17 protein-coding genes and 1 pseudogene are annotated in these 14,764 nt (G+C 51.2%); 4 read left to right on the forward strand and 14 right to left on the reverse strand.

The window, feature by feature from the left end; translation table 11 throughout:
- The first annotated feature begins 1 nt into the window (after position 1).
- Complete coding sequence (locus tag COHPA_RS0110545; protein WP_027086143.1) at positions 2 to 931, forward strand: ABC transporter ATP-binding protein; 930 nt, start codon at positions 2 to 4, stop codon at positions 929 to 931.
- The gene (locus COHPA_RS0110550; protein WP_027086144.1) at positions 924 to 1,868 is read left to right on the forward strand and encodes an ABC transporter permease; all 945 of its coding nucleotides are present in this window, start codon (positions 924 to 926) and stop codon (positions 1,866 to 1,868) included. Before COHPA_RS0110545 ends, COHPA_RS0110550 begins: the two co-directional genes overlap by 8 nt.
- Positions 1,869 to 2,181: 313 nt before the next feature.
- On the opposite strand, the gene COHPA_RS25100 is transcribed toward COHPA_RS0110550, so the two are convergent.
- From COHPA_RS25100 to COHPA_RS0110605, 12 genes and pseudogenes are all read right to left on the reverse strand, one after another.
- On the reverse strand, positions 2,182 to 2,451 hold the full coding sequence (locus COHPA_RS25100) for a histidine phosphatase family protein (RefSeq protein WP_084760564.1): 270 nt from the start codon (positions 2,449 to 2,451) through the stop codon (positions 2,182 to 2,184).
- Entirely contained in the window at positions 2,452 to 2,955 is a 504-nt protein-coding gene (locus COHPA_RS0110560; RefSeq protein WP_027086145.1) for a GNAT family N-acetyltransferase, read from the reverse strand. It abuts the gene before it with no gap.
- A 54-nt stretch (positions 2,956 to 3,009) separates the two neighbouring features.
- Positions 3,010 to 3,639, reverse strand: a complete 630-nt coding sequence (locus COHPA_RS0110565) for a hypothetical protein (RefSeq protein ID WP_156926639.1) — start codon at positions 3,637 to 3,639, stop codon at positions 3,010 to 3,012.
- Positions 3,640 to 3,898: 259 nt separating this feature from the next.
- The gene (locus COHPA_RS0110570) at positions 3,899 to 4,597 is read right to left on the reverse strand and encodes a CTP synthase C-terminal region-related (seleno)protein (protein WP_027086147.1); all 699 of its coding nucleotides are present in this window, start codon (positions 4,595 to 4,597) and stop codon (positions 3,899 to 3,901) included.
- 222 nt (positions 4,598 to 4,819) lie between these two features.
- Positions 4,820 to 5,704, reverse strand: a complete 885-nt coding sequence (locus COHPA_RS0110575; protein WP_084760463.1) for an IS3 family transposase — start codon at positions 5,702 to 5,704, stop codon at positions 4,820 to 4,822.
- The gene (locus COHPA_RS0110580) at positions 5,626 to 5,970 is read right to left on the reverse strand and encodes a helix-turn-helix domain-containing protein (RefSeq protein ID WP_027085583.1); all 345 of its coding nucleotides are present in this window, start codon (positions 5,968 to 5,970) and stop codon (positions 5,626 to 5,628) included. Before COHPA_RS0110580 ends, COHPA_RS0110575 begins: the two co-directional genes overlap by 79 nt.
- A 276-nt stretch (positions 5,971 to 6,246) precedes the next feature.
- Positions 6,247 to 7,011: an SDR family oxidoreductase gene (locus tag COHPA_RS0110585; protein ID WP_027086148.1), complete on the reverse strand. Its 765-nt coding sequence runs from the start codon at positions 7,009 to 7,011 to the stop codon at positions 6,247 to 6,249.
- A gap of 182 nt (positions 7,012 to 7,193) precedes the next feature.
- Positions 7,194 to 7,772 carry a TetR/AcrR family transcriptional regulator gene (locus COHPA_RS0110590; RefSeq protein ID WP_027086149.1) on the reverse strand — a complete coding sequence of 193 codons (579 nt, stop codon included), beginning with the start codon at positions 7,770 to 7,772 and terminating at the stop codon, positions 7,194 to 7,196.
- A 252-nt stretch (positions 7,773 to 8,024) separates the two neighbouring features.
- Positions 8,025 to 8,264: a nucleotidyltransferase family protein gene (locus tag COHPA_RS23365; RefSeq protein WP_051421745.1), complete on the reverse strand. Its 240-nt coding sequence runs from the start codon at positions 8,262 to 8,264 to the stop codon at positions 8,025 to 8,027.
- A gap of 239 nt (positions 8,265 to 8,503) precedes the next feature.
- A complete protein-coding gene (locus tag COHPA_RS26465; protein ID WP_425393704.1) occupies positions 8,504 to 8,584 on the reverse strand; it encodes a putative holin-like toxin in 81 nt (26 codons plus the stop codon).
- A pseudogene (locus COHPA_RS26470) lies at positions 8,576 to 8,677 on the reverse strand (DUF6953 family protein); the annotation flags it as partial. The pseudogene COHPA_RS26470 and the gene COHPA_RS26465, both read right to left, overlap by 9 nt.
- Before the next feature lie 418 nt (positions 8,678 to 9,095).
- Positions 9,096 to 9,347, reverse strand: coding sequence for a DUF6953 family protein (locus COHPA_RS0110605; protein ID WP_027086150.1), 252 nt, complete (start codon positions 9,345 to 9,347; stop codon positions 9,096 to 9,098).
- A gap of 100 nt (positions 9,348 to 9,447) precedes the next feature.
- Between COHPA_RS0110605 and COHPA_RS0110610 the strand changes: the two genes are divergently transcribed.
- Positions 9,448 to 10,002, forward strand: a complete 555-nt coding sequence (locus COHPA_RS0110610; protein WP_027086151.1) for a L,D-transpeptidase — start codon at positions 9,448 to 9,450, stop codon at positions 10,000 to 10,002.
- Positions 10,003 to 10,009: 7 nt separating this feature from the next.
- On the opposite strand, the gene COHPA_RS0110615 is transcribed toward COHPA_RS0110610, so the two are convergent.
- Together COHPA_RS0110615 and COHPA_RS0110620 are read right to left on the reverse strand one after the other, a co-directional pair.
- Positions 10,010 to 11,959, reverse strand: coding sequence for an ABC transporter ATP-binding protein (locus COHPA_RS0110615; protein ID WP_027086152.1), 1,950 nt, complete (start codon positions 11,957 to 11,959; stop codon positions 10,010 to 10,012).
- A complete protein-coding gene (locus tag COHPA_RS0110620) occupies positions 11,931 to 13,688 on the reverse strand; it encodes an ABC transporter ATP-binding protein (RefSeq protein WP_027086153.1) in 1,758 nt (585 codons plus the stop codon). The genes COHPA_RS0110615 and COHPA_RS0110620 overlap by 29 nt, the downstream gene beginning before the upstream one ends.
- Positions 13,689 to 13,882: 194 nt before the next feature.
- Between COHPA_RS0110620 and COHPA_RS0110625 the strand changes: the two genes are divergently transcribed.
- Positions 13,883 to 14,584, forward strand: a complete 702-nt coding sequence (locus tag COHPA_RS0110625) for a peptidylprolyl isomerase (RefSeq protein WP_027086154.1) — start codon at positions 13,883 to 13,885, stop codon at positions 14,582 to 14,584.
- Positions 14,585 to 14,764 lie beyond the last annotated feature (180 nt).

The raw sequence follows: 14,764 nt of genomic DNA on the forward strand, positions 1-14,764 counted from the left end.
CATGAGTCAAGAAGCAGTCGTAAGCTTACGCAACGTCACGAAGCGGATCGGCAAGACGACGATCATCGATCATTTGACGTTCGACGTACCTAAAGGGGAAATATTCGGCTTCCTGGGACCGAACGGCGCCGGGAAAACGACGACGATCCGCATGATGGTCGGCCTGATGAAGATTACGCAAGGCGAAATTCTCATTAAAGGCAAAAGCATCAAGTCCGAATTCGAGCAAGCGATCAGCCATGTCGGCGCGATCGTGGAAAATCCCGAAATGTACAAATACCTCAGCGGGTACCGCAACTTGGTCCACTACGCCCGCATGGTGCCGGGCGTCACCAAAGCGCGGATCGACGAAGTCGTTAAGCTTGTTAAGCTGGAGGACCGCATCCACGATAAGGTGAAGAAATATTCGCTCGGCATGCGCCAGCGGCTCGGCGTCGCCCAAGCGATGCTGCATAAACCGTCGCTGCTCATTCTCGACGAACCGACGAACGGTCTCGATCCGGCGGGCATTCGCGAGCTCCGCGATTACTTGCGGCATCTCACCCGCGAGGAAGGGATCACCGTCATCGTATCGAGCCATCTGCTGTCCGAGATGGAGCTGATGTGCGACCGGATCGCGATTCTGCAGCGCGGCAAGCTCATCGACGTGAAAGGCGTCGAAGAGTTCGTCGGCGGCAACGACCAAGCGCAGACGTACTTGATCGAAGCTTCGGCGGACGCCCTCGCGGTCGCGGACATCCGCGCGATGAACGGCGTCGAAGACGCGAAGGCGGTTTCGGAGGGAATCGAAGTCGTGACGGGCCGCGACCGGATACCGGAAATTTTGGCTTACTTGATCAAGAACGACGTCGACGTGTACGGCGCCCGCGCGGTGCGGCAGTCGCTCGAGGATCGTTTCTTGGAAATGACGGGAGGCGAAGGCATTGGTTAATCTCATCGCGAACGAGAATATGAAAGTGTATCGTCGTTACCGCACATGGGTGATGATCGGCGGCATGATCGCCATCGTGATCATCGCCAGTATTTTCGACTGGTATTACGACCGCAAGGACCTGACGGAGACGACGTGGCAGACGGAGGTTACTGCGGATGTCGCGCATTACGAGAAAATGCTCGCGGACCCGAACATGGGCGAGGACAGTAAGGACTGGGCCCGGGACGAGCTCGCGATCAGTAAGTATCGGCTCGCGCACGACATCGCTCCGGAAGACGGAACGATGTGGAGCGGCATTAACGGCGCTGCGGATCTCATCGTTCTGATCACGTTGTTCACAGTCATTATCGCGGGGGACAGCTTGGCCGGCGAATTCTCGACCGGCACGATCAAGCTGCTGCTCATCCGGCCGGCCAACCGCTTGAAGATACTCATAGCCAAATACGCTTCCATGATCATGTTCGGCCTGCTGCTGCTCATTATTCTTTTCTTAATATCGCTGCTCGTGAACGGTATCCTCTACCAATTCGATTCCACCGGGCTTCCTTACTTGACCGTCGACTCGCACGGAATCGTTAAGGAGCACAACATGTTCGGCCATCTATGGCAGACGTATCTTCTGAACGGCGTATCCACGATTATGTTCGTGACGCTGGCGTTCATGATTTCGTCCGCGTTCCGCAGCAGCGCGATGGCGATCGGTTTCTCGATCTTCCTGCTGTTCGCGGGCGTGCTCATGCTGGAGATTTTCCACCCGTACGAATGGAGCAAGTACTTGCTGTTTGCAAATATAGACTTGTCGCAGTATCTGGATGGTCAGCCTTACCAAGAAGGGATGACGCTCGGCTTCTCCATCGCGGTGCTGGCCGGCTATTATATCGTGTTCAACCTGGTTGCTTGGCTGGCGTTCACGAAGCGGGACGTGGCCGCGTAAACTATAATCGCCCTCCGCTTGGCCTTGCAGGCCAGGCGGAGGGCGATTGCTTATGGCGGTGGCAACGACGGTGGTTGCAATGGCGGTGGCGGCAGCAAAATAATAACCATTAGCAGTTATTGTCGAGTCCAGCGTAGGTTAGGTGACGAATAACAACCATTTACAGCTATTTTGGCGAAAGTGACTTCAATCGAACGATATTTACAGATATAACTATCCATTTGTTATTATTTCTTCGATATGAGCAAAAGCGCAAAAAGTAACTATCGATTCGTTGTTATTTTCAGCATAGCATGGAGGATCGAGATCTTCTTCACCGATCGGGCGGCGTCCATAACCGTTCTACTTGCACGAATCGCTCGCCATCGAATTCCAGCTTGTAGATATCGGGCTTCGACGTCTGTGCCCAGAACTCATAACCATGGCTCCCGTCAAAATAGTTCAGTATGATCGTCATGATGTTCCCGTGCGTTCCGATCGCGATCTTCTTGCCTGCGAATTCAGCGAGCAGTTGTTTGATCCGAGGGATGGCCCTGTCCTGAGCATGCCTAGTCGTCTCCCCTTCTCGACAATGTTGCTCTATTCACAGAGGTAACGCCATCAGAGTCTCATCATAGTATCGGTCATTAAACTTTAATGCGTGGCGTTCTGTTCCGTATATCTCAAAGCCTACTGATTGATAAAGCTTCTTGGCCTGTTCGTTATTCGATACAACAGTCAAATTCACTTGTTCGAGACCATCCATATCTCTGGCAATCTTGATTAGTTCGTTCATTAGCGCCTTTCCTGCTCCTTGCTCTCTTCGTTCCTGGGTCACGTACATTCCGAATACGCTGGCTTTATGGGCGGTCTTCACTCCGCTTTCACGGACAAGGGTTACCATTCCTATTAAAGCTCCATCTTTGTCGAATGCCCCTAAAACAAATTTGTCCTTGCTCGGCTTTATACGGTCGATAATAAATTCCACGGTAAATCGACTTTCTCTCTCATAAGTCGAACCGAAAGCTTCGGGATTCGCCAGCAGTGCACACAATCGTAGTTCCTGATATTGCCTGGCATCCGATTCATCCAATATTCTTATATTCACAAGATCGCCTCCAATCAATGACAAGCGTTACTTCCATCCGCCCGCCGGGGCGGTTCAAATCCCACTGTTTCTATACGCCTCGCTAACATATTTGGCGCAAAACAATTCATAGTCATCCATATTGCCCGGATCACATACTGCGGTTGGCGTTTTATCCTTATTGAGCAACAAATGAAACCTTTCATTGGTTGCATCTAATTTATTGTGATAATAAATCGTTATGCTAATCTGCACATCGGCTTCTGGCACAATATGAATAACCTTATCTATCTCTTCGATTGTCAATTTCCGATCGTTTGATTTGGTTAAATAGACTCTCTTATCTCTATAATAAAGTGATTCGAAGTTACTCTTGGCCCTATCAAAATCTAGACCTGATGAGCTCAGTTTCTCTTCGAATTGTTTTTGCAGAGCAGTAATATATTTATCTTCATGATGTTTGGCGTAATATTGACGATAGGAATCATTAATATGATTAACAAGCTTTATGGCCGGTATGGCTAAAATAGTTGAAACTAGAATTATGCCAAGTATATGCGGAATATATCGATACGAATCGTAAATTATTTTTCCTAACCATAGAAAAAGGATCATTCCTATTACAGCTATTACCACTGCCATAACAGCAAGTAGTTTATTTCCATTACCAAAAGGAAAGCTATCCCCGAAGTTGAATGCAAACACTATAAAGACGTAGAAACAACCAAATCCAACTGGAATTGCTGAAAGTAGGTATAGTATTTTATAAATTTTCTCTCTGCTAATTTGGGTTATCCTCCCTCACGCCGCCGGTGAAGTCCTCTCTGGCTACGCCCGAATGAGATAAGGAAATCTATGGATATATTTGTAACGAGTATATACTATGCAAGGTGTAGAAGCACTTAAAATTCTTATTAAGTTCGACAAAAAAGAGACCCGCAAACTCTGCGGACCTCCGTCATCTCTATATGGTGCTATTAATGACTTGTCTTAAAAATTCCGTGATTAAGCAATGAGGTTGTTCTTGAGTAGAGAGTAACTGAGGTACGAAAAGCGTGCCCACAAAGAAACGATGATTCGACAATTCAACGATTCTCGATTCGTTGTCGTCGTCGCTTCCGACTGTCTTTAATCCTGCTTGATGCAGCTTTTCCTGGTACTCCGGGTTTAAACCGAAGTTACAATAGTACTCCTCTTTGATCCGTATTCGATTATAAATTCGATAGGTTCTTGATTCTTTGTCTACCTTAATATCCAAAGCTTTACCGGCCAAAGAACAAACAAGCTTATTCACAACGAGATTAGACGCATAGGGATCATATTCGGCATGCTCGGCATCTTCTATGAATAGAACGTTCCTAGCATATTCGATTACAATATGCTGATATCCGCCGCAAGTCCCCAATAATGGCACATTGTTCATTCTGCAGTGCCTTATTACGTCCAATGCGCCTTCCATCCTTTTGTATGGACTGCCGGGCGCAATCCAAAAGCCACTGTAGGAGTTAAGAATTCCTTCTTTATCGGAAAGCACCTCTTCAGTAGAGATCCAATTCCAATCCACGCTACGATTCATGGAATGCAATGAATGGCGTATGGCATCGTTCGTTACTTGATGGGGCTTAAATGAAGAATCAAACTCGCCAATAATCGCAAATTTCATATCTCCCCATCTCCTAGTCAATTTATGGTTCTGGCTTCATTCGAAATTACGTTGTTCATTTCATCAACATTTTATGGTATTGTTTTATTTAGAAAGCCGAGTGCGGCTAACACTCGGCTATACAATTGGCTTGGATGGTTCATCCCTTCTAAGTTACAGAAGCTCGAAAACCCACCGCGGCGCTATGGTCAAGACCCCATTTAGCGGACAATGAAAAAACACCTAAGCAACAAACTGGCGTCGGTACTCAACCGGCGTCATTTTTTTAAGTCTTCTTTGCGGTCGAGAATGGTTATAAAACGCAATATAAGTTTCGATTCGCCTTTGTGCCTCTTCAACGCTTCGTATATCATAGAGGTAGAGCCCTTCCGTTTTGAGATGCGAGAAGAAGCTCTCCATTGAGGCGTTGTCATGACAATTGCCTCGGCGTGACATGCTGATTTGGGCGCCAACCTTTGGCAGCATGTCGTGGTATGCATAGGACGTGTACTGGAATCCTTGATCGCTGTGAACGATCAATCCAGACATGTCCTTTTGCTTTTCAAAGGCCTTCTCGAATGTCCGCAAGACGAGTTGGTTGTCGTTACGTAAGTCCATATGATGAGCGACGATTTCATTATTGAATAAATCTTTAACGACCGATAAATATAGCCAGGTATCCGCCACTCGAACCTGAGTGACATCTGTGACCCATTTTCGATTTGGCATGTTGGCTTGAAAGTCTCGCTTTAACAGATTCTCCACGACGCGCCCACCGACTGTTGACGCGTAGTTACAGCGGTGCTTACGCCGGATTTTAGAACGTATCCCGAGCTCCTGCATTAGACGTAGAACTTTCTTATGGTTAACCCATATTCCCTGTTCTTGAAAAAGGAAAAGCTGAAGCTGCCTATACCCGTATTTACCGTCATACTTCGTATATAAGGCCTGGATTCTTGCTTTGAGATCCTTATCTCGACTAGCCCCCTTACGCGCTAAATAGGCGTAGTAACCACTGCGCGAAACCTTAAATGCTTTGCAAAGCTCACTTACCGCATACCACTCTGACGCCTGCTCAATGGCCCTGTACTTTCGACGCACACCTCCCGCATCCAGATTTCCAAACACTTTTTTAGCATTTCATTTTCCCGTATCAAGCTTTGTAAGTGTCGATCTTGGTTGATGTATTCTGTTTTTCGGCCACGCCGATCCAATAACCCGAACTGCCCCAAGTTCCGATACTTCCGCATCCATTTTTTCATGCGATCTTGATCTGCAATCCCCAAATGTTCATTGATCTGACGATAAGTCCAACCTTCCTCAACATGGAGGCGAATTGCCTCTACTTTAACCTCATGCGTGTATCGCTTGAACTTCTGCCCCTTAACAGCCATAAAAAATGCACCCCCTAGAATTCATCGGATAAACCAGGGGTTTTTCCAATGTCCATTCTAAGGGGTGCACTCTACTAACCAAGGGTGGGTTTTTACTTTCTCTTGTAGTTATTTCCCGATGTATGTTAAAAGTGCAACCCACCCAAGATTCAATTGTACTTCACCAGTATACCATCTTGTACCAATAAACCGAAGAACATTTGTTCGATTTTGAAGCAGGAAAAGATCCGCGAATGTTCGCGGATCTCCTTAGTCTCTAGCACATGCGTTATTCGCTTACCAAGGCAGTTGGTCGTCCTGATGATAGAATGCGCCTGTTGGTCCCTCTTCGGGAAGGGTAGCAAATTTGATACTGGTCACGCTTCCTTCAGCTTCATCCATTGATGCGCTGCCTCCCCCGAGTCTGGTGCGGACCCAACCTGGGTGAACGGAATTCACCTTGATCGGAGTGTCTCTCAATTCATGCGCTAAATGAATGGTAAAAGCATTCAAAGCTGCTTTTGAGGCATTGTACGCGAAGGTTTTGAAAGAATAGATCGGAGCGTCGGGATTGGCGTGCAAAGTCAAGGAACCAAGAACGCTGGATAGATTAACGATACGCCCCGCCTCGGATTTACGAATAAGCGGCAATAGGGTTTGAGTGAACTGGATCTGCGAGAAAAAGTTAACATCGAACGTTTCACGAATAAGTTCAATCGGGAGCGTGCTCGTGCGGTTTACGATGTTTCCCGAAATATCTTCCACATCCAGCAGAATGCCTGCATTGTTAATTAGAATGTCCAGTTTGCCGAAGTTATTGTCAATATAATCATAGACTGCTCCATGATCCGCGATCTCATTCACATCTATTTTCACGCTGACCGCGTTTATTCCTTCTTGCTTTAATTGATTGACGACAGCTACGCCATTGCGGGCATCGCGAGCACCGATAATAACGGTAATACCCAATCGGCCAAGCCCGCGGGCGGTTTCTAAGCCGATTCCACGGGTGGCACCCGTAATCAAAGCCACTTTGCCTTTTTGATTTTGCGCGATTGACATATCGAATCCCTCTCCCTATTTGAGAATCATCGTTCTCGTATTGGTAAAAAAAATAACTGCATTTCACAATGCCGCCACCGGAGCTTGGGTTCACCCCTTATTGCGGTTATGAGAATGGTCGTTCTCGTATTCGCAGCATAACATATTGAGAACGATCGGTAAAGTATTAAATGCAAGACCGATTATTTATCTAATAGCGACATGGAAAAGTTAGCGATTAGATTCAGCTTATCTTTGCCGACCGAAGTTTGTACTAGGACACGAATGCCAAGCAGCGTATTATGCAAGCTTGCCGCAAGAACCTCCGCAAATTCCTTACTTTGGAACTCGCCATTGTGTTGACCCTTGCGAATAAGCTCCGCCAGCAATTCCTCGGTAAACTTGAACGATTCACATGCCTTAGCATCGACCTCGCTATCCCGAGAAGCCAGTTCGACAGCGGAATTGACGAATAGACATCCCGTCGGCCCATCCTCGCTACCTTCAATCATATAATCGAAAATAAAACGAATCGCTTGCTTGGCAGATTTACTCCGTGAAACAAGAGACTCAAGGTTAGACTTGGTAGCACTCTCATATCGATCAATCGCCATCATAAATAAGGCATGCTTATCTCCGAAAGTATCGTATAAACTCCGACGATGGACTCCCATCCTTTCTACAAGGTCGTTTATCGATGTTTTTTCGTATCCTTGCTCCCAGAAGAGCTCCATCGCCTTTTGAAGCACCACATTCTCATCGAACTCTCGATTTCGCGCCATGACAATCACCTCCGCCGAGTTATCTTATCATTTTGAGAACGATCAGTAAAGTATTCGGGCCTGTGAGGGATAGTTGAGTATTATTTTCCATAAAAGTGGGCCTCCAGCAATCTCTGGTCGGCCTAGATTTCTAATTACCGCATCAAACATCATTTCATTACAACAAAAGGAATCGAAATCGATTCCCTTAGTGTAAGTCTCAATTTTGTTAATTGACTCTAAGATGTCAATTAATTGAAATGCCCTTTCGTTTCATTGAAATTGCACCTCGTTCATGACTTGTTCTTTCATAAACGGTTTTAGCGCGTTTGCCGTTACCAGATCTACTCGTTTTTGAAACAATGATTCTAGGTATTCTTTAAGTTCAATAAACTCAAAGCCAACTGGCTGCTTAAATTCCACTAATATATCAATATCACTTTCTTCCGTTTGCTCATCTCTTGCGAAGGAACCAAAAAGTCCGATCTTCTCAACTGAAAAGGCTTCTGCGATATAAGCTTTATGTTCATAAAAAGACCCGACCCCGCACGGATCCTACGGTACTAACATTCTTGTCGTTCAATTCTCCGTATGTTATTATTCATATAACAAGACCAAGTGCTGGAACACTTGGCCTCGACAATTGGCTTGGACGGGTTTCCCTTCTGAGTAAGCAAAGAGAAAAAATCCCACCTTTGGCGCTAACCTTGGGGTGGGATTTTACTTTTTCTTGTAGTTATTCCCGATGTATGTTAAAGCGCAATTACAAAAGTTGCAAAACCAATCATGATGAGAATCGCATCTTTAACTTCCACGGCTTTGCCGCCGTGCATCTTCTTGAACAGCTTCTTCACTTCTTTGTCGATCGACTCGTGGCCGGCTTCGTTCACGTAGATGAACGAGTCTCCGAAGTTGGCGCGGATGTATTCGACGGCTTCTTAGTAAACCATGCCCACTTGGATGTTCCTTTACATTTCAAACAAATTCAGTCAATCCTTGACACTCCCAAAAAAAGCAGTCATACCCATAACAAAATAACAACGATCTGCAGTTATTTCGTCCATATCGAGCTCATACTCGCCAAATAACAACAGTTTGCAGTTATTTGAGCCACTAAACTGTCAACACCCGTATATACGCCCCAATAACTATCGATCTGTTGTTATTTGGATAATTCAACTGTTTACCCGAATAATAACTATCCATTTACTGTTATTCGTCCCACTCCCACTCGGAACTCCAGCTTTGACACTACGATTACATAAAAAAGACCCGCGCCCCGCGCGGATCTTCCCCTTACTCCTCCGATATCTCCCTCAACAGCCTCCCTCACCTCACACTACCCTACACCCTTATCGCCGAAGTCCAGCCCCAGAAGAACCCGTCCCGATCCCATGCAGCTTTGCCGCCGTGCATCTTCTTGAAGAGTTTCTTCACTTCTTTGTCGATCGATTCGTGGCCGGCTTCGTTCACGTAGATGAACGAGTCTCCGAAGTTGGCGCGGATGTATTCGACGGCTTCTTCTTGGTACAAGACGCCGGCGTCGCGCATGCGGTTGAACATCCAGGTTGCGACATCGTTCGCTGTATAATTCACTTGTTTGTCCCCTTCGTATATAAAATGTTGTTAAAAGTCGCCATTCTTGTCTCGCCTCCCGCATATAGTGTGTCATTACCGACACGGGAGGCATCCATCCATGAGCGTCATTCGCACCGGGAGCTGGCGCACGCTCACCGCATTCGTCCTATTGCTATTCTTGTCTTTCACGCTGGCCGCCACGCCAGCCATTGCAGCCGCAGCCAAAGCGACCAAGAAAGCCGAAGCAACGAACGTACTCGCCGAGAAGTACGCCAAGTACGAGCAGTTCATCGTCATCGACAAAAGCCAGAACAAGCTGTACTTCTACGAGCTCGGCGAGCTGGTCAAGTCGTTCATCGTAGCGACCGGCCGCAAGCCGTCCCTCACGCCCGAAGGCCTGTTCACCATCCGCGAGAAAATCAAGAACCGCCCCTATTACAAGGAGAAGATCAAGGGCGGCGATCCGAAGAATCCGTTAGGCGACCGCTGGCTCGGACTTCTCGTTACGTTTAAGAGCGGCAAGACCTCTTACGCCTACGGCATCCACGGCACGAACAACGAGAAGTCGATCGGCAAGTACGTCAGCAAAGGCTGCATCCGTATGCACAATAAGGATGTCCGCTGGCTGTACGATCAAATCAAGGTCAAGACGCCCGTACTCATCCAACAATAACGCCGACTCACGCCTGATGCAGACTGCTGTAGAAGCCCCCGGCCGCGAGCAACTGCGAATGGGTGCCGCGCTCGATAATCCGTCCGTCCTTCAGCACGAGAATTTGATCGGCCTTGCGAATCGTGTTCAGCCGGTGGGCGATCACGAAGCTCGTGCGGCCTTCCATTAAGCGGTACAAGCCCTCTTGGATCTTAATCTCCGTCACCGTGTCGATGCTGCTCGTCGCCTCGTCCAAGACGAGGATCGACGGGTCGGCGAGAATCGCGCGGGCGATCGCGAGCAATTGCTTCTGCCCTTGGCTGATGCCGCTGCCGTCGCCCTTCAACACGTGCCCGTATCCGCCCGGCAACCGGGCGATAAAACCGTGCGCATTCGCGAGCTTAGCCGCCGCTTCGACCTCCGCGTCCGGCGCGTCCAGCCGTCCGTATCGAATGTTGTCGCGAATCGTTCCTTCGAACAGGAACGAATCTTGAAGCACGAAAGCCATATGCGAGCGCAAGCTGTCCCGCTTGATCGCCGAGATGTCGTGGCCGTCCACCTTGATCGTGCCGCCGCTCACGTCGTAGAAGCGGGCGAGCAGTTGGATGAGCGACGTTTTGCCGGCGCCGGTCGGTCCGACGATCGCGATCGTCTCGCCCGGCTTCGCGACGAAATCGATATCCTTCAGCGTCTGTCCCGCTTGCGCGTCGTACGAGAACGATACGCCGTCGAACACGACCTCGCCCTTCATCGCAGCAAGCTCCCGCGCATTGCCCTCGTCCGCGTCTTCCTCCCGCTCGTCCAGCACCTCGAACACGCGCTCCGCGCCCGCGATCGCCGACAGCAGCGTATTCCATTGGTTCGCGAGATCGTTGAGCGGCCGCGTGAATTGTCTGGCATACTCCACGAAAATAATGATCGTCCCGACGGTGACGCCGTTGCCGTGAATGGCCAGCACGCCGCCGAATCCCGCAATGATGGCGAAGCTAAGGTTGTTCAGCCCGTTCATCAGCTTCGGAATGAAGCCCGAGATCGACTGCGACCAGAAGCCCGCCAGCTTGATCTTATCGTTGCGCTCCCGGAACTCCCGCATGACGCGCTCTTCCTGGGAGAACGCCTTGACGATGCGCTGTCCCGACAACGTCTCTTCGATGTATCCGTTCAGCTCACCGAGATGCCGCTGCCGTTCCTTGAACAGCGGTCCCGTCCGCCGGGTAATCCACCTCATGCCGAGGACCATAAGAGGAACGATCAAGAAAGTAAGCACAGTCAGAATCCAACTGAGCCGAAGCATGACGACGATGGTCCCCGTCAGCATCAGCACGCTCGAGAACAGTTGAATCGCCGAGCTGCCGAGCGTCGAGCTGACGTTGTCCATGTCGTTCGTCATCCGGCTCATCAGATCGCCTTGCCTGCGCTTGCCGAAGAACGGAATCGGCAGCTTATGCAGACGGGCGAACAAATCCAAGCGCATCCGCAGCACGGTCTCCTGCGCGATGCGAATCATCCACACGTTCTGTACCCAGCCGATGGCCGAGCTTAGCACGTACACGCCGGACAAGCCGACGAGGAACAGCACCCACGGCTCGCCGCCCGGCCCTTCCAGGTAATCGTCGATCGCTTGGCCGATCAAATACGGTCCCAAGAGCGCCAGAGCCGTCGTCATGACGACCATCGCGAGAATGATGCCGATCTGCGCTTTGCGATAGGAGAGGTAGTTCCAAATCCGGCTTAGCGTATTGCGCCACTCCTTCGCCTTCTCCGCCTTGCGGCGACCGCCCGGCCCGCCTGAACCGCTCTGACTGCCCGGACGCCCCGCGCCCCCCTGGCCCCCTGGGCCGCCTTGACCCGGAACCGGCATCGCCGGACCTCTCGGGCCGATCGGCCCGCCTAAGCCGAGGCCCTTCTGTTCCTCGAGCTTCAGGTCCGGACGCGGGTAGCGAAAAGGTTCACTTATAGCTTGCCATATCCGTCGCATGAGCCGCCGCCTCCTCTCCGGATTGGGATTCGTAGATCGCGCGGTAGAGAGATTCGGTCGCCAGCAGTTGCCCGTGGCTGCCTTGAGCGAGCATGCGTCCGTCGTCCAGCAGGATGATCAGATCCGCCTTCGACGCGGCGCTGATCTTCTGCGTTATGAGCAGCGTCGTCGTGCCGGACAAGCGGCCGAGCGCTTGCATGACCGCCGCCTCCGTCCGCGTATCGAGCGCGCTCATGCTGTCGTCGAGCAGCAGAATCGCCGGTTTCCTTATGAGAGCCCGGGCGATCGACAGCCGTTGCTTCTGCCCGCCGGACAAGTTCACGCCGCGCTGTCCGAGCTGCGTGTCGTAGCCGTCCGGGAACTTCATGATCGTCTCGTGAATTTGCGCGGACTCCGCCGCCTCGACGATTTCTTCCATCGTCGCGTCTTCCTTGCCCCACGCGATGTTGTCCCGGATCGTACCGGTGAACAGCAGCGCCTCCTGCGGGACGTACCCGATCGAACCGCGCAGCGTACCGAGATCGACTTCCCGCACGTCCTCCCCGCCGACACGCACGACGCCCGAGTCCGGTTCGTAGAAGCGAATGATGAGCTGCATGAGCGTTGTTTTGCCCGAGCCGGTCGCGCCCATGATCGCCGCCGTCTGTCCCGCCCGCACGCCGAACGTCACGTCCTCGAGCGAAGGCGCCCCCGCGTCGGGATAGCGGAAAGTCACGTTCTCGAACGCCAGATCGCCGTCCAACGCCGTTGCCGCCGAAGCGTCGCCGCCCGTAGCCAAAGCGTCCTTTTCCTCCGTAAACAATACCTCTTCGACCCGTTGAGCCGAAGCCCGGGCGCGCGATACCGTCATGATAATCGAACCGAGCATCGACATCGCCACGGCCGTCCGCAGCGAATAGTTGACGATCGCGACGACCTGCCCCATCGACGCGCTTCCCGTATCGATCTCCTGATGTCCGAACCAGAGCACCGCGATAATGCCCGCGTTCATGAGAAGCAAGATGAAAGGCTGCGTAAACTCCGTCAGTTGCATCGCCGACACGGAGCTGTTCATCAACTCGCGCCCGCGCCGGTCGAACCGCTCGCCCTCCACCTTCCGCCGTACGAATATCCGGATGAGCCGCATGCCCGTGAAATTTTCCTGCATGACGCCGTTCAGCGTATCGAGCCTCGCTTGGACTCTGCGGAATAGCGCCGACGCCTTTCTCATCACCCAAATAACGAATAAAACCAGCACCGGAACCGTAACGACGAGCAACAAACCTAACGATGCATCCACGGTCAGCGCCATGATCATGCTTCCGACGACGAGCAGCGGCATCCGCAGGAAAAACCGCAGCCCCATGAACACGACGTCCTGCAGCTGCGTCGCGTCGTTCGTCAGTCTCGTAATGAGCGACGAGGTCGCGAACCGGTTGAACGCGGCGTAAGCCATCCCCTGCACCTTCGAATAAAGCGCTTCCCGAACGTCGTAGCCCAAGCTTTGGCTGGCGTGCGCCGAGACGAACGAACTCAGAATGCCGCAGACGAACGCCGCCAATGCCGCAAGCGCGAGCACGCCGCCCCATAGCCAGACGACCGACAGATCCTGCCGGGCGATCCCCTTGTCGATGATGATCGAGATCAGGTAAGGCTGCAGCAGCTCCGCGAACAGCTCTATTAACATGAAACCGACGGCCATGCCGGCCGAGATCCGATACTTCCCTAGAAATTTGAAAAAAGTCCGCATCCGCGTTGTCCTTTCTATCGAGGTTGGCCTCTAGCGTCTAAACCCACCTTAACCAATCGCTCCCCGGGTTGCAAGAGCGGTTAATAAAACCACGTATACGTCCCGTTAATCGCGGTAAGTACCCGACTGGATTCGCACGGCGCGAAAATGGTATGATACGGAAAGTAATATGTGCATGCAAGGGGGAAGCAAGGTTGTTCGCAGCAAGAAAACGGACAGGCTTAGCCGTATTGGCTCTGGCGCTCGTTGCCCTGCTCATCGTGGCGGGATGCGGAAAGCGCGACAATTCCGGCAACAATGCATCGGGAACGGCTTCTCAGCCGGCATCAACTAATCAAGAGGGGGCGGCAGCCACGAGTACTTTGGACACTTCCGGCGATAATCCTATCGTCACGATCGAGATGGACAGCGGCAAGACGATCAAGGTAGAACTTTACCCTAAGATCGCGCCGAACACGGTCAACAACTTTATCTCTCTAGTTAAAAAAGGGTTCTACGACGGCACGATCTTCCACCGCGTAATCCCGGGCTTCATGATCCAAGGCGGCGACCCGGAAGGCTCCGGCATGGGCGGACCGGGCTACAGTATCGAAGGCGAATTCTCGGGCAACGGCTTCAAGAACGACCTGAAGCACACGAGAGGCGTCCTCTCGATGGCTCGCTCGATGGATCCGAACTCGGCGGGCTCCCAGTTCTTCATCATGGTCGCGGATTCTCCGCACCTGGACGGCCAATACGCGTCGTTCGGCAAAGTGATCGAAGGCATCGAAGTCGCGGACGAGATCGTAAGCACGCCGAGAGGCTCGCAAGACCGCCCGAAGACGGCTCAAGTCATGAAGAAGGTTACGGTAGACACCCGCGGCGCGGACGCTCCGGAACCGGAAATCATCAAGTAACGCGAAAGAAGACGTTCGTTCTCCGGCTGCTAATGCCGATGAACGAACGTCTTTTTGGTTGGGTCGAATCCCGCTTGAGTGCATGAAATACAGTTAATCGACCAAGGATGTTTTGTTATGACGATCTACCTGCACCAAGTACATGTAACTGGCTCAAATCTCCTTCAAAACCACTTTTGC

This window comes from Cohnella panacarvi Gsoil 349 (genome assembly GCF_000515335.1).
Taxonomy (GTDB): Bacteria; Bacillota; Bacilli; order Paenibacillales; family Paenibacillaceae; genus Cohnella; species Cohnella panacarvi.

Bases quoted from the DNA above. Each gene is read 5' to 3' on its own strand.
- COHPA_RS0110580 (WP_027085583.1), bottom strand. From the start codon at position 5,970: ATGGCTGTTAAGGGGCAGAAGTTCAAGCGATACACGCATGAGGTTAAA.
- COHPA_RS0110545 (WP_027086143.1), top strand. From the start codon at position 2: ATGAGTCAAGAAGCAGTCGTAAGCTTACGCAACGTCACGAAGCGGATC.
- COHPA_RS0110585 (WP_027086148.1), bottom strand. From the start codon at position 7,011: ATGTCAATCGCGCAAAATCAAAAAGGCAAAGTGGCTTTGATTACGGGT.
- COHPA_RS0110570 (WP_027086147.1), bottom strand. From the start codon at position 4,597: ATGAAATTTGCGATTATTGGCGAGTTTGATTCTTCATTTAAGCCCCAT.
- COHPA_RS26465 (WP_425393704.1), bottom strand. From the start codon at position 8,584: ATGCACGGCGGCAAAGCCGTGGAAGTTAAAGATGCGATTCTCATCATG.
- COHPA_RS0110620 (WP_027086153.1), bottom strand. From the start codon at position 13,688: ATGCGGACTTTTTTCAAATTTCTAGGGAAGTATCGGATCTCGGCCGGC.
- COHPA_RS0110615 (WP_027086152.1), bottom strand. From the start codon at position 11,959: ATGCGACGGATATGGCAAGCTATAAGTGAACCTTTTCGCTACCCGCGT.
- COHPA_RS0110590 (WP_027086149.1), bottom strand. From the start codon at position 7,772: ATGGCGCGAAATCGAGAGTTCGATGAGAATGTGGTGCTTCAAAAGGCG.
- COHPA_RS0110610 (WP_027086151.1), top strand. From the start codon at position 9,448: ATGAGCGTCATTCGCACCGGGAGCTGGCGCACGCTCACCGCATTCGTC.